At 43.2% G+C, this 19,038-nt stretch carries 14 protein-coding genes; 11 read left to right on the top strand and 3 right to left on the bottom strand.

Annotated elements, in window-relative coordinates:
• Positions 1–121 precede the first annotated feature (121 nt).
• A complete protein-coding gene (locus BSCG_RS18420) occupies positions 122–2,551 on the top strand; it encodes a beta-N-acetylhexosaminidase (protein WP_032849428.1) in 2,430 nt (809 codons plus the stop codon).
• Between the two features lie 169 nt (positions 2,552–2,720).
• On the opposite strand, the gene trxB is transcribed toward BSCG_RS18420, so the two are convergent.
• Genes trxB through BSCG_RS18435 form a run of 3 tightly spaced genes read right to left on the bottom strand, consistent with a single transcriptional unit; the run spans position 2,721 to position 6,858 of the window.
• Complete coding sequence (gene trxB, locus BSCG_RS18425; protein WP_008775496.1) at positions 2,721–3,671, bottom strand: thioredoxin-disulfide reductase; 951 nt, start codon at positions 3,669–3,671, stop codon at positions 2,721–2,723.
• A gap of 36 nt (positions 3,672–3,707) precedes the next feature.
• Positions 3,708–4,352, bottom strand: coding sequence for a LolA-like putative outer membrane lipoprotein chaperone (locus BSCG_RS18430; RefSeq protein ID WP_008775495.1), 645 nt, complete (start codon positions 4,350–4,352; stop codon positions 3,708–3,710).
• 19 nt (positions 4,353–4,371) lie between these two features.
• On the bottom strand, positions 4,372–6,858 hold the full coding sequence (locus BSCG_RS18435) for a DNA translocase FtsK (RefSeq protein WP_004301818.1): 2,487 nt from the start codon (positions 6,856–6,858) through the stop codon (positions 4,372–4,374).
• 125 nt (positions 6,859–6,983) lie between these two features.
• Here BSCG_RS18435 and BSCG_RS18440 point away from each other — a divergent pair, with 125 nt between their 5' ends.
• From BSCG_RS18440 to BSCG_RS18485, 10 genes are all read left to right on the top strand, one after another.
• Entirely contained in the window at positions 6,984–7,646 is a 663-nt protein-coding gene (locus BSCG_RS18440) for a DUF5063 domain-containing protein (RefSeq protein ID WP_008775493.1), read from the top strand.
• 2 nt (positions 7,647–7,648) lie between these two features.
• Positions 7,649–8,308 carry a 3'-5' exonuclease gene (locus BSCG_RS18445; protein ID WP_008775492.1) on the top strand — a complete coding sequence of 220 codons (660 nt, stop codon included), beginning with the start codon at positions 7,649–7,651 and terminating at the stop codon, positions 8,306–8,308.
• Between the two features lie 63 nt (positions 8,309–8,371).
• Positions 8,372–9,550, top strand: coding sequence for a class I SAM-dependent rRNA methyltransferase (locus BSCG_RS18450; RefSeq protein WP_008775491.1), 1,179 nt, complete (start codon positions 8,372–8,374; stop codon positions 9,548–9,550).
• Positions 9,551–9,958: 408 nt separating this feature from the next.
• Positions 9,959–11,209 (top strand): nucleoside permease, encoded by a 1,251-nt coding sequence (locus tag BSCG_RS18455; protein ID WP_008775489.1) that lies wholly within the window; start codon positions 9,959–9,961, stop codon positions 11,207–11,209.
• A gap of 13 nt (positions 11,210–11,222) precedes the next feature.
• Positions 11,223–11,816 (top strand): bifunctional nuclease family protein, encoded by a 594-nt coding sequence (locus BSCG_RS18460; RefSeq protein WP_008775488.1) that lies wholly within the window; start codon positions 11,223–11,225, stop codon positions 11,814–11,816.
• Between the two features lie 8 nt (positions 11,817–11,824).
• Positions 11,825–12,523 carry a 16S rRNA (uracil(1498)-N(3))-methyltransferase gene (locus BSCG_RS18465; protein WP_008775487.1) on the top strand — a complete coding sequence of 233 codons (699 nt, stop codon included), beginning with the start codon at positions 11,825–11,827 and terminating at the stop codon, positions 12,521–12,523.
• 51 nt (positions 12,524–12,574) lie between these two features.
• Positions 12,575–14,122, top strand: a complete 1,548-nt coding sequence (locus BSCG_RS18470) for a DUF4836 family protein (protein ID WP_008775486.1) — start codon at positions 12,575–12,577, stop codon at positions 14,120–14,122.
• A 20-nt stretch (positions 14,123–14,142) separates the two neighbouring features.
• Positions 14,143–14,787 (top strand): ATP-binding cassette domain-containing protein, encoded by a 645-nt coding sequence (locus BSCG_RS18475; RefSeq protein WP_004304608.1) that lies wholly within the window; start codon positions 14,143–14,145, stop codon positions 14,785–14,787.
• Positions 14,788–14,859: 72 nt separating this feature from the next.
• Entirely contained in the window at positions 14,860–16,065 is a 1,206-nt protein-coding gene (locus tag BSCG_RS18480) for a hypothetical protein (protein ID WP_008775485.1), read from the top strand.
• A gap of 23 nt (positions 16,066–16,088) precedes the next feature.
• Complete coding sequence (locus BSCG_RS18485; protein WP_008775484.1) at positions 16,089–18,740, top strand: TonB-dependent receptor plug domain-containing protein; 2,652 nt, start codon at positions 16,089–16,091, stop codon at positions 18,738–18,740.
• The last annotated feature ends 298 nt before the right edge of the window (positions 18,741–19,038 follow it).

The following is a 19,038-nucleotide window of genomic DNA, read 5'->3' as shown; positions in this document are numbered from 1 at the left end:
ACTTTAGCTAAAAGCCGGACATCATTCCGGCTTTTTTTATTTCCATATTATTGGAACTTATCATATAAACAAGTACATTTGCCCTGTCAAATCTATTTATAACTTAACACACATTTTGACCATGAAGAAAAGTATTTCTCTTCTTCTTTTGTCCTTGCTAATGATTACCCCCAGTTGCCAGAAGACAAAAGAAGCGGCGAACGAGTACAACATCGTTCCCAAACCCAACCAGATTCTTCCACAGGAAGGACGCTTTGAACTAAACAACAAAGTCTGCCTCGTAGTTCCCTCGGATGCTCCGGAAGTAAAAAGCATTGCCGACAGCCTGGCCGAACAACTAAAACTGACAGCAGGAATCTCCTTGAAAGAAGCTGAAAGTGCAGATGGAAAAACGGCGATCTCTTTTGTTGTACAGGAAGGTATGCCGAAAGAAGGTTATAAATTATCGGTCACTCCCAGTCTCATTACACTCACCGCTTCCCAGCCAAACGGATTCTTTTATGGAGTGCAGACTCTTTATCAGTTACTCCCTCCGGCAATTTACGGAAAGCAGTTGGATAAGAAAGCTGACTGGTCGGTTCCTGCCGTAGAAATTGAAGATTCACCCCGTTTTGTTCATCGCGGACTCATGTTGGATGTTTGCCGCCATTATGTACCGATTGACTACATTTACAAGTTTATCGACTTACTGGCTATGAACAAGATGAATGTCTTCCACTGGCATTTGACAGACGATCAGGGATGGAGAATCGAGATCAAGAAATATCCCAAATTGACGGGAATCGGTTCCAAACGTGAAAAGACATTAGTAGACTATTACTATGTAAACTATCCGCAAGTATTCGACGGAAAAGAACATGGAGGTTATTATACACAGGAGCAAATCAAAGATGTAGTGGCTTATGCTGCAAGTAAATACATCAATGTTGTTCCCGAAATAGAAATGCCGGGACATGCATTGGCTGCACTTGCCGCCTATCCGGAATTGTCATGCGACTCTACACAGACTTACAAAGTATCTCCTACCTGGGGAGTATTCGAACAGGTATTCTGTCCGAGTGAAACGACTTTCAAATTCTTTGAAGGAGTGATGGATGAAGTTATAGAATTATTCCCCAGCGAATACATTCACATCGGTGGCGATGAATGTCCCAAGACAGCGTGGAAGAACAGTGCTTTCTGCCAGCAGTTAATCCGCCAGTTAGGGTTGAAAGATGATACGACTCCCAGTAAGATAGACGGAATAAAGCACAGCAAAGAAGATAAGTTGCAGAGCTATTTCGTTACCCGTATGGAGAAATACCTGAATAGCAAAGGCAAAAACATCATTGGCTGGGATGAAATTCTCGAAGGTGGTCTGGCTCCCAATGCGACTGTTATGTCATGGCGCGGTGTAGAAGGCGGTATGAACGCAGCCAAAGCAGGGCATAATGCCATCATGACTCCGAATCCTTATGTATATCTGGACTACTATCAGGAAGAGCCGGAAATTGCTCCGACTACTATTGGCGGATACAATACCTTGAAGAAAACATATAGTTATAACCCTGTTCCAGACGACGCTGACGAGCTTGCCAAGAAGCATATCATCGGAATACAAGGTAATATTTGGAGAGAATATATGCAGACTTCAGAACGTACAGACTACCAGGCTTTCCCACGTGCAATGGCTATCGCCGAAACGGCCTGGACACAAAACGCAAACAAAGACTGGAAGAATTTCTGCGAACGGATGGTGACTGAATTTGAACGTTTGAAAGTTATGAACACCCAACCTTGTCTCAACTTCTATGACGTAAATATAAATACGCACGCAGATGAAAACGGCCCTTTAATGGTATTGCTGGAAAGTTTCTACCCGAATGCGGAAATCCGGTATACAACGGACGGCAGCGAACCGTCCAAAGTGTCCATCTTATATGAAAAGCCTTTCGTTCTTGAAGGTAATATCGACCTGAAAGCCGCTGCTTTCAAAAACGGAAAGATGTTGGGCAAAGTAGCTCACAAGCCACTGTATGGCAATTTATTGACAGGAAAGCCCTATACGGTTAATTATACGATGGGATGGACAGGCGATATATTCGATGAAAACGATGTATTAGGAGCTGACAAAACCACCTTTGGACTGACCAACGGCAAACGAGGCAATAATGCTTCTTATACTCCGTGGTGTAGTTTTGGCATCGTGGAGGGTAAGGACTTGGAATTTATCGTTCATCTGGATAAACCGACACAAGTCAGCAAAGTTATTTTCGGTTCTTTATTCAATCCTGCCATGAGAATTCTTCCTGCAGGAGGAGTTGCTGTAGAAGTATCAGCAGACGGCAAGCAATACACACGGATAGCCGAAAAAGCTTTGAAACACGATTATCCGGAAACAGGAAGAATTGCATTCACCGATTCCATTGAGTTTGAACCGGCACAGGCTACATTCCTGAAAGTCAAAATCAAGAATGGTGGCACACTGCGTAATGGTGTCAACTTTGAAAAGAATAACGGGCCGGAAGTCATTCCTGCCGAATTATGGATAGATGAAATAGAAGCGTATTAACCAAAGACAATCGACAAATATTGTTCGAAAAGCTTTGAGTTTATAAAATAAAGGGGAGCAAGACTCCCCTCTCAACAAAATCACCCACGCTACAGATTAAACTCTAGCGTGGGTGATTTTCATATTTATAAGGGTTTTAATACCCTCCTATGGTCGGATATAAACCGGATTAAATGAGTCCTTTGGCAGAAAGATAACGTTCTGCTTCCAAAGCAGCTTTACAACCACTTCCCGCAGCCGTAATAGCCTGACGATAATGCGGATCGGCAACATCTCCTGCCGCAAAAACTCCGGGAACTTTTGTACGGGGACTATCACCTTCCGTGATGATATAACCCACTTCGTCCGTATCAACATATTCTTTAAATATTTCAGTATTCGGTTGATGTCCGATAGCCAGGAAGAAACCGTCGATAGGCAAGCTGTAACGTTCTTCATCCGGTTCGCCCCAACGTTTCACCAGGTTTACACCTTCTACCCCATTGTCGCCAAACAAACCAACTGTGTTGTGTTCAAAAAGAACTTCTATTTTCTCGTGGTTCATTACTCGTTCCTGCATAATCTTCGATGCGCGCAGGAAAGGTTTGCGGACAATCAGATATACTTTGGATGCAAGTCCGGCAAGAAAAACAGCTTCTTCACAAGCTGTATCACCTCCACCGACTACGGCAACTACTTTCTTACGATAGAAAAATCCGTCACAAGTGGCGCAAGCACTTACACCCATTCCGGCATATTTCTTTTCATCTTCCAGTCCCAGATATTTAGCAGTAGCTCCGGTAGCAATAATCAATGATTCTGTTTCAATAACCTTATCACCGTCGATTGTTATTTTATAAGGGGCTTTGCTCAAATCGGCCGCCGTAGCAATACCGAAACGAACATCTGTTCCGAAACGGCTCGCCTGTGCACGCAAGTCTTCCATCAACTGCGGACCACTGATTCCTTCCGGATAACCGGGGAAATTCTCCACATCCGTAGTAGTAGTCAACTGGCCACCCGGTTGCAATCCTTCATAAAGCACCGGACATAAATTTGCACGTCCTGCATAAATCGCTGCCGTATATCCGGCAGGTCCTGAACCTATAATCAGGCATTTCACTTTTTCTATTTCTGCCATTTTAATTTATCTTTATCGTTTTGTTATAAACGTATATTATCTCAAATCTATTACCTCCGCATTGGGGTATTGTTTCTTATCAAACGTAAAAACCTGATCCGCATAATTCTGCTTAGTCTGATAACTTGTAATGGTTATCTCATTACGCGTCTGCTGACCACGCTGTTGAAGCAAAATACACAAAGGTTCATAAGTATCCTTTGTCACAAAAAGAGTGATATGTTCCAACTCCTGTTTCTTATCCCTGGCAGTCAAAACGACTTCCCAAACGGCTTTTCCACGATACGTCTTAGTTGCTCCTAACTTATAAGAGAATCCTTTCTGATACATATATAGAAACGTATACGGATTAATCTGCTGCAACTCTTCCTGTGTCGGATTGCTGACGTTCACTTCATCATTCTTTGTCACATAACTCCACTGCGTTTTTCCATCAAACCAAGTGATGATATCCGACGTTTTCAGTACGAATTTCTCTCCTTTCAACTGAATCGTTCCATTTTCTGCACCTTCTACCAGACCGTTCGTCACAGCCTTTACAATAAAATCAGCCTTTACACCACCTGCTTTACGAAACGCCTCTGCCGTCTTGTCAAGAATGACTTTAGCCTGCGACTGTTGTTGGGCAATCACAGGCAAAGACAGTAAAGCTATTAAAACACTAAAAATGTACTTTCTCATTTGATTAATAAACGAACGGTTACTGTAAATTGTTCAATCGCATTTCAAGATCGTTATCATCCATGCACAAGACATCGCGCGCCTTGCTTCCCTGGGTAGGACCTACGATTCCCGCTTTTTCGAGTTGGTCCATAATACGTCCGGCACGGTTGTAACCGATAGCGAATTTACGCTGAATTAACGAAGTGGAACCTTGCTGATGGATCACTACCAGTCGGGCTGCATCTTCGAACAACGGATCAAGCCGTCCCATATCAATATCTCCTACTTCACTACCACCATCTTCGCTCACGAACTCTGGCAGGAAGAACGGAGTAGGATAACTTTGCTGACGGGCAATAAACTTCGTAATTTCTTCCACTTCCGGCGTATCGATAAAAGCACACTGCACACGCACCGGATCGGCTCCCTGCAAGAAGAGCATATCACCCTTACCAATCAAACGGTTAGCACCCGGACGGTCGAGAATGGTACGGGAGTCCATCATGGCAGATACACGGAATGCGATACGTGCAGGGAAGTTGGCTTTGATCGTACCTGTAATAATATTAGTAGTCGGACGCTGTGTAGCGATAATCATGTGGATGCCGACAGCACGCGCCAACTGTGCAATACGGGCAATCGGAAGTTCCACTTCCTTACCGGCGGTCATAATCAAATCTCCGAACTCGTCAATCACCACTACGATATACGGCATAAACTTATGTCCCTTTTCTGGATTCAGGCGGCGGTTGATAAATTTCTCGTTATATTCTTTGATATTACGCACATGTGCCATCTTCAAAAGATCATAACGGGTATCCATCTCCACACAAACAGAGTTCAGGGTTTGCACTACTTTCGTTACGTCCGTAATAATCGGTTCGCCTCCATCAGGAAGTTTGGCAAGGAAGTGATTTTCAATCACCGAATAGATACTGAATTCCACTTTCTTCGGATCGACCAGCACAAACTTCAATTCTGCCGGATGCTTCTTATATAATAAGGAAGTGATAATGGCATTCAAACCGACTGATTTACCCTGACCGGTTGCACCTGCCACCAATACGTGCGGCATCTTGCAAAGGTCGAACATAAAGACTTCGTTCGTGATCGTCTTACCCAATACAATAGGCAAGTCATATTTGGATTCCTGGAATTTCTTGCTTCCGATCACACTCTGTCCGGAAACAATCTTCGGATTCTTGTTCGGTACTTCAATACCGATGGTTCCTTTACCCGGTATCGGAGCAATAATACGGATACCATCAGCGGAAAGGCTCAATGCGATATCATCTTCCAAACCACGGATTTTAGAAATACGTACTCCCTGTTCCGGAGTAATTTCATATAGAGTTACCGTAGGTCCCACAGTTGCTTTAATCGTACTGATTTCGATTCCGAAGCTGCGCAATGTATTGATGATGCGGTCTTTATTTGCATTCTGCTCGTCCATGTCAATCGTCGGATCATCATTTTCAAAATGCTTCATCAAATCGATAGTCGGGAAACGGTAGTTTTCCAAGTCCTTAGTAGGATTATACGGTTCGAGTTCAGGTCCTTGGTATTCTTCTTCCGAAGCTGCCGGTTCCACCTCAAATCCGGGTTCCGCCTCTTCCAAAGAGTCTTCCTGCACAATAGGAACAGGATTGGAAACAGTCGGTTCAAATACCATAGTCACTCCTTCACTTTCGTCAGATACGGAAGTATCTTCCTTTTCCGGTTTATTAATAGGAAAGTCGTCTTCAGGTTCTTCAGCCTGAATATCCATCACTGGTGCCGGAGGAGGTGTCTGTTTATACGTCCGTTTCAAATTGAACTCCACTTCTTGCGGTTGGGAAGTCGTAAATTCCGGATCTCCTTCCGGAACATTCTCCTTTTCTTCTTTCTTTTCGCGTTTCAAGAAACTCAATGCGAAGAGTTTACGCAACCAGATGACGGTACGCGCACTTATATATATGAAGAAACAGATAGCCGTTATCAACAGGATCATCCACACACCGGGTACTCCAACTTGCGAGATCAGCCAACGACTGACATTATATCCGTGCATACCTCCCAAATAAATGAAGGAATCCTGATAATGATCCATAAAGGCAAATCCGAAGAATACGGAGAACCAGACCAGCAAGAGTGTGCAGCCGATAAACCACTTCCACAGACGTACAACACGTACACGCATCAACTTCAATCCTGCCACTGCCAGGAAAACAAGTATGAAGAAAGAGGAAACACCGAAACAGTCATTAATCAGATAACTGGCCAACTGCGCTCCGCGTGAACCTGCATAATTCTTCACCTGATTATTAACAGCCGCCAAATCTGCCGAACTGCCACTATCAATAATACTTTGATCGGCAGCCCCCGTGAAGAAGAAAGAAGAAAAAGCCAACAACAGGTAAACAGAAAAGATGACCAGCATCAATCCGATTACAAAATGAATGGTTTCATTCTTAAATACAGCCACAATTTTACTGGGGGAAGAGGGAGTACGTTCCGCCTCCTTATCTAATTTCTTCTTTGCCATGAGTCTTTAATTCTTTTTTATAAAACAGGAATGAGATTCTAAGCTGCAAAAATAATAAAAAAATAACGAGCACTACGCTCATTCAATCCTTTTTCTTACCTTTGCGTTTCAAATCAATATAGATCATGGAAAAAGAAAGCCAAACGATATTTGATAAAAACGTAATTGAGTTCGTAACGGTAGCTGCCGAATTTTGTGCATTTCTCGAACGTGCCGAACGCATGAAGCGTAGCACTTTCGTTGATACATCATTAAAAATACTTCCCCTACTCTATCTCAAAGCATCTATGCTGCCCAAATGTGAGACTATCGGGGACGAAGCACTTGAAACGTATGTCACAGAAGAGATTTACGAAATTCTGCGTATCAACCTTTCCGGATTGATGGCTGACAAGGATGATTATCTGGACGTATTCGTGCAAGATATGGTGTATAGCGACCAGCCTATCAAGAAGTCTATATCGGAAGACCTGGCCGACATTTATCAGGATATTAAAGATTTCATATTTGTCTTCCAACTGGGACTGAACGAAACAATGAATGATTCATTGGCCATCTGCCAAGAAAACTTCGGTACACTGTGGGGACAGAAACTGGTAAACACACTTCGCGCCCTTCATGACGTGAAATACAACCAGGAAGAAGAAGAGGAAGTAGGTAATGAAGAAGGATTTTACGAACCAAGCGACGACAACGATTGTTGTGAAGAAAATGGCTGTCATTGCCACGATGATGATTGCCACTGTCACGAAGACGGTTGCCATTGCCACGATGATGAATTAAAATAGAAATGATTGTAAGAAGAACCATAGATAAAGATGAACTAAAAGAACTCCCGAAAACAGTTTTTCCGGGACGTATTTATGTTATCCAGTCGGAAGCTGAAACGGAAAAAGCTGTAGCCTACCTCCAATCCAGAGCAGTGATAGGTATCGACAGCGAAACTCGCCCTTCCTTTACCAAAGGACAATCGCACAAAGTAGCACTTCTCCAGATTTCTTCTGAAGAATGCTGTTTCTTATTCCGGCTCAATATGACGGGATTGACCCAGCCATTGGTTGACTTGTTAGAAAATCCGGCTGTAATCAAAGTGGGACTTTCACTGAAAGACGACTTTATGATGCTGCACAAACGTGCACCTTTCACCCAACAAAGCTGTATCGAATTACAGGACTATGTGCGTCAATTCGGAATACAGGACAAAAGTCTGCAAAAGATTTACGCCATCTTATTCAAAGAAAAAATATCCAAATCACAACGCTTGTCCAACTGGGAAGCTGATGTATTAAGTGACGGACAGAAACAATACGCTGCTACCGATGCATGGGCGTGCCTCAATATCTACAATCTGTTGCAAGAACTGAAACAGACGGGAGATTGGGAGGTTTCTCCGCTGACAGCTACTGTCTCCCCCGCGGAAGAAGTGATAAGTAATAAAATAAGTGATTAATAACCAATAATAAAACGATCTGAAGCCCTCCCCCTTGGGAGAGGGTTGAGGAAAGACTACATTATGCATAAAGTATATCTCAAACCTGGTAAAGAAGATTCTCTTAAGAGATTCCACCCCTGGATTTTTTCCGGTGCTATCGCTCGTTTTGACGGAGAGCCCGATGAAGGTGAAGTTGTAGAAGTGTACACCTCAAAAAAAGAATTTATTGCCGAAGGACATTTCCAGATCGGAAGTATTGCTGTGCGCATACTGTCTTTCCGCCAGGAACCTATCGATCACGATTTTTGGAAACGCAAACTGGAAATTGCATACGATATGCGCCGCAGTATCGGCATCGCCACTAATCCGACCAACAACACCTACCGTCTCGTTCACGGTGAAGGAGACAATCTCCCCGGACTGGTGATTGACGTTTATGCCAAAACCGCTGTTATGCAGGCACATTCTGCAGGAATGCATGTAGACCGCATGACAATTGCCGAAGCTTTATCCGAAGTAATGGGTGACAAGATCGAAAACATCTATTACAAATCAGAAACAACTCTCCCTTTTAAGGCAGACCTTTTCCCCGAAAACGGTTTTCTGAAAGGAGGAAGCAGTGATAATATCGCACAAGAATATGGCTTGAAGTTCCATGTGGACTGGCTGAAAGGTCAGAAGACCGGATTCTTTGTAGATCAGCGTGAAAACCGTTCTTTGCTGGAACGTTACGCCAAAGACCGTTCGGTACTGAATATGTTCTGCTACACCGGTGGATTCTCATTCTACGCCATGCGCGGAGGTGCGAAACTCGTGCACTCTGTCGACAGTTCAGCCAAAGCGATTGATCTGACTAACAAAAACGTGGAATTAAACTTCCCCGGTGATTCCCGCCACGAGGCGTTTGCCGAGGACGCTTTCAAATATCTCGACCGCATGGGCGACCAGTATGATTTAATCATCCTTGATCCGCCCGCATTCGCCAAACATAAAGATGCACTGCGGAATGCTTTGCAAGGTTACCGTAAACTGAACGCCAAAGCATTCGAGAAAATCAAACCAGGCGGTATCCTGTTTACTTTCTCTTGTTCGCAAGTGGTAAGCAAAGACAATTTCCGTACTGCCGTATTTACCGCAGCAGCCATGTCAGGGCGTAGCGTACGCATTCTACACCAGCTGACTCAACCGGCCGACCATCCGGTAAACATCTATCATCCCGAAGGAGAATATCTGAAAGGATTGGTACTCTACGTAGAATAACCGGCAAGGTGCCGGAACCAAGTTTCCATTCGGATATCAGACATTTCTCCGGAAGTATGGCTGATTAGAGAGGGCAATAACAGAAAAACGGAAGATTCAAAGTTAATTAGAGTTAACAAATAGAAGATTTTCGAGAAAACATTATGTTGTATAACATAAACCCTATATCTTTGCACTGTGTTTTTCATGGTATTAGATTTAAGGTTAACAAAGATTGGCTGTCTGGGATAGATAGCCTTCTTTTTTTTATACCCCCTTCATTTGTTTTTTCACACCCAAATCTCATCTTTTCTTCGCATTTATGCCATTTTTATCCCCTTTTTATCAAATTACTTGTCCACCTATTCAACGAAAATATTATATTTGCAAGGTTTATGAATGTGAAGAGAAACACAAATTAAAAAAGTCATGAGTATAAAAGTTCGTTTGATTATTATGAACTTCCTGCAATTCTTTGTATGGGGGTCATGGTTAATATCATTAGGTGGTTATATGGGAAGAGAACTTCATTTTGAAGGAGGACAAATCGGAGCCATTTTCGCCACCATGGGGATTGCCTCTTTGGTAATGCCGGGTATTATCGGTATTATTGCCGATAAATGGTTTAATGCAGAACGTTTATACGGACTTTGCCATATTGCAGGAGCAGGATGTCTCTTCTACGCTTCCACCGCAACGGGATACGACCAGATGTATTGGGCCATGTTACTCAACCTGTTGGTATATATGCCCACTTTATCCCTCGCCAACACGGTATCGTACAATGCACTGGAGCAATACAAATGTGACCTGATTAAAGACTTCCCTCCTATCCGCGTATGGGGAACAATCGGTTTTATTTGTGCCATGTGGGCTGTCGACCTTACCGGATTCAAGAATTCAAGTGCGCAACTTTATGTAGGCGGTGCTTCCGCATTGCTACTCGGACTTTATTCATTTACGCTCCCGGCCTGTCGACCGGCTAAATCTGAAAACAAATCATGGCTCTCCGCTTTCGGACTGGATGCGCTGGTATTATTCAAGAAAAAGAAAATGGCTATTTTCTTCCTTTTCTCCATGCTTCTAGGTGCAGCATTGCAGATTACGAATACTTACGGCGACCTTTTCCTAAGCAGTTTTGCCAGCATCCCTGAATATGCAGATTCTTTCGGAGTGAAACATTCAGTCATCCTGTTATCCATTTCACAGATGTCCGAAACATTGTTTATTCTTGCCATACCTTTCTTCCTGCGTCATTTCGGAATCAAACAAGTCATGCTAATCAGTATGTTCGCTTGGGTGTTCCGGTTCGGCCTGTTCGGTTTTGGAGATCCGGGATCAGGACTATGGATGCTGATCCTTTCCATGATTGTTTATGGTATGGCCTTTGATTTCTTCAACATTTCCGGTTCGTTGTTTGTTGAACAAGAAGCCAAATCTTCTATCCGTGCCAGTGCACAGGGCTTGTTCTTTATGATGACTAACGGATTGGGAGCCATCATGGGCGGATATGCCAGCGGTGCGGTAGTTGATGCATTCTCTGTATATGCCGACGGCAGACTGGTGAGTCGCGAATGGATGAACATTTGGCTGATCTTTGCCGCTTATGCGCTGGTAATCGGCATTCTGTTTGCCTTGGTATTCAAGTACAAACACCAGCAGGAGAGTAAAACAAATTAAGTAAAAGAGAACGATGGACAAAAAGGTAGAATTACAAGTTATAAATATCACGAACAGCCAGGCGCAAGTAGGCGCGTTTGCTATGCTATTGGGCGAAGTGGACGGTGAAAGGCAACTGCCTATCATCATCGGTCCAGCGGAAGCCCAGGCTACCGCTTTATATCTGAAAGGAGTGAAAACTCCCCGTCCGTTGACACATGATTTATTTATAACAAGTCTTACTATACTGGGAGCCAGCCTGATACGTGTATTAATTTACAAAGCAAAGGATGGTATTTTCTACTCCTATATTTACCTCAAAAAAGACGAAGAGATTATACGTATCGACGCACGGACTTCAGACGCAGTTGCCCTGGCAGTGCGTGCCGACTGCCCGATTCTTATTTATGAATCTATTCTTGAACAGGAATGTCTTCACATGTCGTCAGAAGAAAGAAACCGTTCTGAAGAAACGGACAACGACGAAGGGGCTGAAGAAGAACATGATTTGCCCGGTGCTACTTCCAGAACGCTTGAAGAAGCACTGGAACAGGCTATTAAAGATGAGAATTACGAGTTAGCCGCGCAGATACGCGATCAAATCAATTCAAGAAATAAAAATCAGTAAGTAATATTATGCACGTATTTTATACTCCAGATATACAGAAAAGCAACGAGCTTCCCGAAGAGGAAGCGCAACACTGCATCCGTGTTCTGCGGCTAAGTATCGGAGACGAAATCACGCTTACCGACGGTAAGGGTAACTTCTACAAAGCTGAAATTACTGTTGCAACCAACAAACGTTGTTTCGTAAACATCAAAGAAACCATTTTTCAGGAACCGTTATGGCCGTGCCATTTACACATTGCCATGGCACCGACGAAGAATATGGACCGCAACGAATGGTTTGCAGAGAAAGCTACCGAAATAGGTTTTGACGAACTGACTTTCCTCAACTGCCATTTCTCGGAACGTAAAGTCATCAAGACCGAACGGATTGAAAAGATTCTGATATCAGCCATCAAACAATCTCTCAAGGCACGACTGCCAAAGTTGAACGAAATGATCGAGTTCGATCAGTTCATCAGGCAGGAGTTTAAAGGACAGAAGTTTATCGCCCACTGTTACGAAGGGGAGAAACCTCTATTGAAGAATGTTCTGAAACCAGGAGAAGACGCCCTTGTTCTGATAGGTCCCGAGGGAGATTTCAGTGAAGAAGAAGTGAAGAAGGCCATCGAACGGGGATTCGTACCGATTAGTCTCGGCAAATCACGGCTCCGTACAGAAACAGCGGCATTGGTGGCCTGCCACACGCTGAATCTGCAAAATCAATAACAGCAGTAAATGTCTGAATCAATGATTATACAACTTTTAAATAACATAAGTATGGCAAAGAAAACGATTTCACGACTCTCGGTACTGGCAGTACTGATTGTTTTTCTGGCAGCATGTTCCAAAACATCGGAATATACAAATGTGATACCGGCTGACGCTTCGGTAGTTGCCTCTATCAATCTTAAATCCCTCGCAAGCAAAGCGGGATTGGATGATAAAGAGAATGAAGCTGCTAAACAAAAAGTACTGGAAGCACTGAAAAGCGGAATGAATGCGGCCACATTCCAACAACTGGAAAAGGTTATGAAGAATCCGGGCGAATCGGGAATCGATGTTGAATCTCCATTCTATGTGTTCTCTTCATCTTCTTTCCCTTATCCTACTGTTGTAGGTAAAGTGAACAATGAAGATAAGTTGCATGCTTCACTCGACGTGATGGCAAAAGAACAGATCTGCCAACCGGTAGGCGAAGCTGACGGTTACAGTTTTACAACGATGAACAGCGGTTTGCTTGTTTTCAATAGTTCCACTATATTGGTAGTCAATGTCAGCGGAACAACTCAAACTGATAAAGCCAAAGAAGCCATTACTAATTTGTTGAAACAGACAGCAGACAATAGTATCGTGAAATCAGGAGCTTTCCAGAAAATGGAGAAACAGAAAAGTGATATTAACTTCTTTGCTTCCATGACAGCTATTCCTTCAACCTACCGCGATCAGATAACCATGGGATTACCTACCGAAGTGAAAGCGGAAGACATCACTCTGATAGGAGGACTGAACTTTGAAAAAGGAAAGATTGCCCTCAAAACAGAAAACTATACTGAAAACGAAGCAGTGAAAGCTCTCCTGAAAAAACAAATGGAATCTGTTGGAAAAGCGAACAATACTTTCGTTAAATACTTCCCGGCTTCTACCCTGATGTTCTTCAACGTAGGTGTAAAAGGAGGCGAACTGTATAACCTGTTGAGCGAAAACAAGGAATTCCGCAACACAGTATCTATCGCTAAAGCAGACGAAGTAAAAGAGTTGTTCAGCTCGTTCAATGGTGATATTTCTGCAGGATTAATCAACGTAACGATGAGCAGTGCTCCCACTTTCATGATGTACGCTGACGTGAAGAACGGCAATGCTCTTGAAATGATTTACAAGAACAAGGAATCATTGGGATTGAAGAGAGGGGAAGATATCATGCAACTTGGCAAAGACGAATATGTCTACAAGACAAGAGGCATGAATATATTCTTCGGCATCAAGGATAAACAAATGTATGCAACCAATGATGAGTTACTCTACAAAAACGTAGGTAAAGCTGCCGACAAATCAGTCAAAGATGCTCCTTATGCATCGGATATGAAGGGAAAGAGCCTATTTATAGCAATCAATGCCGAAGCAATCCTCGATCTGCCTATCGTTAAAATGGTAGCAGGTTTCGGAGGACAGGAAGCTAAGACATATATCGAACTGGCCAACAAGGTTTCTTACCTGTCCATGAGTTCGGAAGGGGAAGTCAGCGAGATCGACCTCTGCCTGAAAGACAAAGATGTAAATGCCCTCAAACAAATTGTAGACTTTGCCAAGCAATTTGCCGGCATGTAATAAATGTATAAACCAACGGTATGAATAGTATTCACTTACAGCAAACACTTCCCCAAGTGTTTGCTGACCGTAATTCGGTGACTTCGGACGTATGGCATCAGGATCTTTTCTTCCGGAAAGGAGAAATGTATCTGATTGAAGCTGCTTCCGGCACCGGCAAATCTTCGTTGTGCAGCTATATCTATGGCTACCGCAACGACTATCAGGGGATTATTAATTTCGATGAAACCAATATCAAAGCATACTCCGTGAAGCAATGGGTCGACCTGCGAAAGCATTCACTAAGTATGCTTTTTCAGGATTTACGCATCTTCACCGAACTTAGCGCTCTTGAAAATGTGCAATTAAAGAATAACCTCACCGGATGCAAAAAGAAAAAAGAAATCTTATCATTCTTCGAACAACTGGGGATCGCAGATAAAATAAATGTGAAAGCCGGCAAGCTATCTTTCGGACAGCAACAGCGCGTCGCCTTTATCCGAGCGCTCTGCCAGCCGTTCGACTTTTTATTTCTGGATGAACCGATCAGCCACCTAGACGATGATAACAGCCGCATCATGGGTGAACTTATCATCGCCGAAGCAAAGGCACAAGGAGCCGGAGTGATTGCCACTTCCATCGGTAAACATATCGAGTTGCCTTACAACCATACACTTCAACTGTAGTAAGCTGGTTAATAACAGGTAGCAGGTAATAAACAACCTCTTTTCACAGCATCATTTCAAATCGTAAATAAAATGCCAACTCTTGTCTGGAAGCTTCTCCGCCAACATATCAGTATCGGTCAATTAGCCGGTTTCTTTTTAGCCAACCTATTCGGCATGATGATTGTATTGCTTAGCGTACAGTTTTATAAAGATGTCATTCCGGTATTCACCGAAGGAGACAGCTTTATGAAAAAGGATTTCATCATAGCTACAAAGAAAATCAGTGCTCTCGGTTCTTTTGCAGGAAAGAGTAATACATTCTCTGCCGAAGAAATTGCGGATCTGAAAAAGCAACCGTTTACCAAAACAATAGGAGCTTTCACTCCTTCTCAATTCAAAGTTTCAGCAGGATTGGGAATGAAGGAAGCCGGTATTCATCTTTCCACAGATATGTTTTTTGAGTCTGTTCCCGATGAGTTTGTCGACATCAAACTCGATAAATGGCATTTCGATGAAAACACACATACCATCCCCATTATCATTCCGCGCAACTATCTGAACCTTTATAACTTCGGTTTTGCGCAAAGCCGCAGCCTCCCCAAACTATCGGAAGGGTTAATGAGTCTGATTCAAATGGACATTATGATGCGTGGCAACGGACGGGTGGAACAGTACAAAGGATACATTGTCGGTTTCTCCAATCGTCTGAATACGATTCTTGTTCCCCAGTCTTTTATGAAATGGGCTAATGAGAATTTTGCACCGAATGCAGAAGCCCAACCGGCACGGTTGATTATCGAGGTTAGCAATCCGGCAGATTCCGCCATCGCCAGTTATTTTCAGAAGAAAGGATATGAAACGGAAGATGGTAAGCTGGATGCCGGAAAAACAACTTATTTCCTCCGTCTTATCGTAGGTATTGTATTGGGAGTGGGTTTATTTATCAGTATCCTTTCATTCTATATACTGATGTTGAGCATCTTCCTGCTTTTACAAAAGAATACGACCAAGCTGGAAAGTCTATTACTAATCGGATACAGTCCCAACAAGGTAGCATTGCCTTATCAGTTGCTCACGGTAGGATTGAACGTTATTGTGCTTGTATTATCCATCGGATTAGTCTCCTGGTTGCGCAGTTATTACATAGACAGCATCCGCTTGCTATTCCCACAACTGGAAACCGGATCATTATGGGCAGCAATCAGTATGGGTATTCTATTATTTATCGTTGTATCGGTGATTAACATACTGGCAGTAAAAAGGAAAGTGCTTTCGATCTGGATGCACAAATCATAGATGTAGAATCAAACACATAGCGTATGAAAAACAAAACTACATTTTCTATCCATAGAGGCTTAATAGCTTTCTTTTTCGGAATACTGTTCTGTTTTGCCCCATTGTCAGGGCAAAACGTACAAGATACAATTATTGCGTATTTTAATCTACTGGAAAAAGTCCCACAGGAGAAACTCTACTTACATCTGGACAAGCCTTTTTATGGGGCAGGAGAAAAAATATGGTTCAAGGGATATCTGGTAAACTCTGTTACACATCAAGATAATACACAAAGCAACTTCATCATTACAGAACTTGTCAACCGTTCCGACTCTATCGTAGAACGTAAGAAGATTCGTAGAGATTCATTGGGTTTTCATAATGCTTTCACCCTCCCTCCCACTCTCCCAGCAGGCGATTATTATTTGAGGGGATATAGCAACTGGATGCTTAATCAGGAACCGGAATTCTTTTATTCACACAATCTGAAAATCGGTAATTCGATTGATAATACGATTGTTTCAAACATTGAGTATCAGCAAGAAGACGAATCACATTATACAGCCAAGGTAAGATTTACCAGCAATACTCAAGAGGCTTTCGGAAATACTGCCATCCGCTACCGCTACATTGAAAACGGAAAGATTAAAGATAAAGGTAAAAGAAAGACAGATGAGAATGGGTTGATTTCTATTTCCCTGCCGGATTTGAAGCCTATTGCCACACGCCACATTGAAGTAGAGTTCGATGATACCCAATATACTTATAAGAAAACTTTCTATCTGCCTTCGTTTACAAAAGATTTTGATGTTAAGTTCTTCCCTGAAGGGGGCGCTCTCCTGACCGTTGCTCATCAGAATATAGCTTTCAAGGCTCAAGGATCGGATGGCTTTTCTACAGAAATAGAAGGATTCCTGTTCGATGCCAACGGAGACACATTGACAGCTTTCCGCTCGGAGCATGACGGCATGGGAGTTTTCACACTGAATCCGACTGTGGGAAATTCTTACTATGTGATTGCCAAATCCGGTGACAGGATTAGTAAACGATTCGACCTCCCAGCTGTAGAAGAAAAAGGAATCACACTTTCCATGACACATTATAAAAAGGAAATCCGTTACGAAATCCAGAAAACAGAAGCTACCGAGTGGCCTCAAAAGTTATTCTTGATTGCGCACACTCGTGGAAAGCTGGTCATCCTGCAGCCAGTCAGTGTCGACAGGACTTTTGGAAGAATGAACGACAGTTTATTCAACGCAGGCATCACCCATTTCATGCTGATCGACCAACAGGGCAACGCACTTAGCGAACGCCTGGTTTTCATACCCGACCGGAATCCGCATCAATGGCAAATTCTTGCAGATAAGCCGACATACGGAAAAAGAGAAAAGGTATCCCTGCAAATTTCAGCAAAAGACGATAACGGTACTCCGGTAGAAGGTAGTTTTTCCATCAGCATTACCGACAGAAAGAGTATCCGCCCGGATTCGCTTGCTGACAATATCGTATCGAATCTTCTATTGACCTCCGACTTAAAAGGATATGTAGAAAATCCCGGATATTATTTTTTGCAGCAAGACCTCCGGACTCTCCGCACGGTAGACTTCCTGATGATGACGCACGGATGGCGCAGACACCATATCCAGAATGTACTGACTGCACCTTCAATGAACCTCACCAACTATATGGAAAAGGGGCAAACTATCAGCGGACGTATCAAAGGTTTCTTTGGAGGTAACGTTAAGAAAGGACCTATTTGTATTCTGGCCCCCAAACAGAACATCATCGCCACTACCACCACAGACGAAAAAGGAGAGTTTATCGTGAACACATCTTTCAGAGATAGCACGACTTTCCTTGTTCAGGCACGTACCAAAAGAGGATTTGCCGGAGTGGACATCGTGATTGACACTCCTCAATACCCGGCAACTTCGCACAAGTCTCCTTTCCATGATGGAACAGCAACGTTTATGGAAGATTATTTGCTCAACACCCGCGACCAATATTACATGGAAGGTGGAATGAGAGTGTACAATCTGAAAGAAGTGGTAGTCACTGGAAGTCGTAAAAAGGCCAGTTCAGAAAGTATTTACACAGGAGGTATCAACACCTACACAATCGAGGGGGACAGACTGGAAGGATTCGGTGCACAAACAGCTTTCGATGCAGTCACCAGACTCCCGGGTATTAGCGTGACAAATGGAAATGAAATACATATCCGTAACAATCCCGAGCAACCTGTCATTGTTGTTGACGACGTGGTGTATGAAGACGATAACGACATCCTGACCATGATACAAACCAGCGATATGTCGAGTTTGAGCCTTCTTCGCGGTGCCGATGCAGCAATCTTAGGTTCCCGCGGTTCGGCAGGTGCTATCGTTATTACGCTGAAAGACGGCAAAGATATCCCGGCAAGACCGGCACAAGGCATTATCACATGTACTCCACTGGGGTACAGCGACTCGGTCGAGTTCTATCATCCTACTTATGATACGCCCGAAAAGAAGAATGACCAACGCTCGGATTTACGAAGTACGATCTATTGGAATCCTACCCTTCAACTGGATGCTAATGGAAAAGCAACCATCGAATACTATACTCCGGACAGCACTGCACCGGAAGATATAACCATAGAAGGCGTGGATAAAAACGGAAAGGTATGCCGAATCATACAGACAATAAACAACAGATAAATGTGGAAATGATTTTGAATGTCAGGTTTATAGACTTACGCAAGTAAGCACAACTCTATTAAGGCACCTTTATCTTTATTCTATCAAGCAGGTATACATCTGTTAAGCTACCGATATCATTCATTCACCACGGCCGTGGTGAGATCTTCCCACGGCCGTGAGAAGAAGCTACCACGACTGTGGAAAGAAGCTACCACGGCCGTGGAGAACTAACAAGAGCGGTACTTTAGCTGAACAATAAAGGCACTCTAGCTGAACAATGCCAGTATCTTTAAGCTACTTTACCCGTATCTCTGTG

It is taken from the genome of Bacteroides sp. 2_2_4 (assembly GCF_000157055.1).
Taxonomy (GTDB): Bacteria; Bacteroidota; Bacteroidia; order Bacteroidales; family Bacteroidaceae; genus Bacteroides; species Bacteroides ovatus.
This window is presented reverse-complemented; position numbering and strand designations above follow the sequence as displayed.

Excerpts from the sequence above, each read along its gene's own strand:
- BSCG_RS18465 (WP_008775487.1), top strand. The coding sequence starts at position 11,825 with ATGCACGTATTTTATACTCCAGATATACAGAAAAGCAACGAGCTTCCC.
- BSCG_RS18455 (WP_008775489.1), top strand. The coding sequence starts at position 9,959 with ATGAGTATAAAAGTTCGTTTGATTATTATGAACTTCCTGCAATTCTTT.
- BSCG_RS18475 (WP_004304608.1), top strand. The coding sequence starts at position 14,143 with ATGAATAGTATTCACTTACAGCAAACACTTCCCCAAGTGTTTGCTGAC.
- BSCG_RS18450 (WP_008775491.1), top strand. The coding sequence starts at position 8,372 with ATGCATAAAGTATATCTCAAACCTGGTAAAGAAGATTCTCTTAAGAGA.
- BSCG_RS18420 (WP_032849428.1), top strand. The coding sequence starts at position 122 with ATGAAGAAAAGTATTTCTCTTCTTCTTTTGTCCTTGCTAATGATTACC.
- trxB (WP_008775496.1), bottom strand. The coding sequence starts at position 3,671 with ATGGCAGAAATAGAAAAAGTGAAATGCCTGATTATAGGTTCAGGACCT.
- BSCG_RS18480 (WP_008775485.1), top strand. The coding sequence starts at position 14,860 with ATGCCAACTCTTGTCTGGAAGCTTCTCCGCCAACATATCAGTATCGGT.
- BSCG_RS18430 (WP_008775495.1), bottom strand. The coding sequence starts at position 4,352 with ATGAGAAAGTACATTTTTAGTGTTTTAATAGCTTTACTGTCTTTGCCT.
- BSCG_RS18470 (WP_008775486.1), top strand. The coding sequence starts at position 12,575 with ATGGCAAAGAAAACGATTTCACGACTCTCGGTACTGGCAGTACTGATT.
- BSCG_RS18440 (WP_008775493.1), top strand. The coding sequence starts at position 6,984 with ATGGAAAAAGAAAGCCAAACGATATTTGATAAAAACGTAATTGAGTTC.
- BSCG_RS18445 (WP_008775492.1), top strand. The coding sequence starts at position 7,649 with ATGATTGTAAGAAGAACCATAGATAAAGATGAACTAAAAGAACTCCCG.
- BSCG_RS18485 (WP_008775484.1), top strand. The coding sequence starts at position 16,089 with ATGAAAAACAAAACTACATTTTCTATCCATAGAGGCTTAATAGCTTTC.
- BSCG_RS18435 (WP_004301818.1), bottom strand. The coding sequence starts at position 6,858 with ATGGCAAAGAAGAAATTAGATAAGGAGGCGGAACGTACTCCCTCTTCC.
- BSCG_RS18460 (WP_008775488.1), top strand. The coding sequence starts at position 11,223 with ATGGACAAAAAGGTAGAATTACAAGTTATAAATATCACGAACAGCCAG.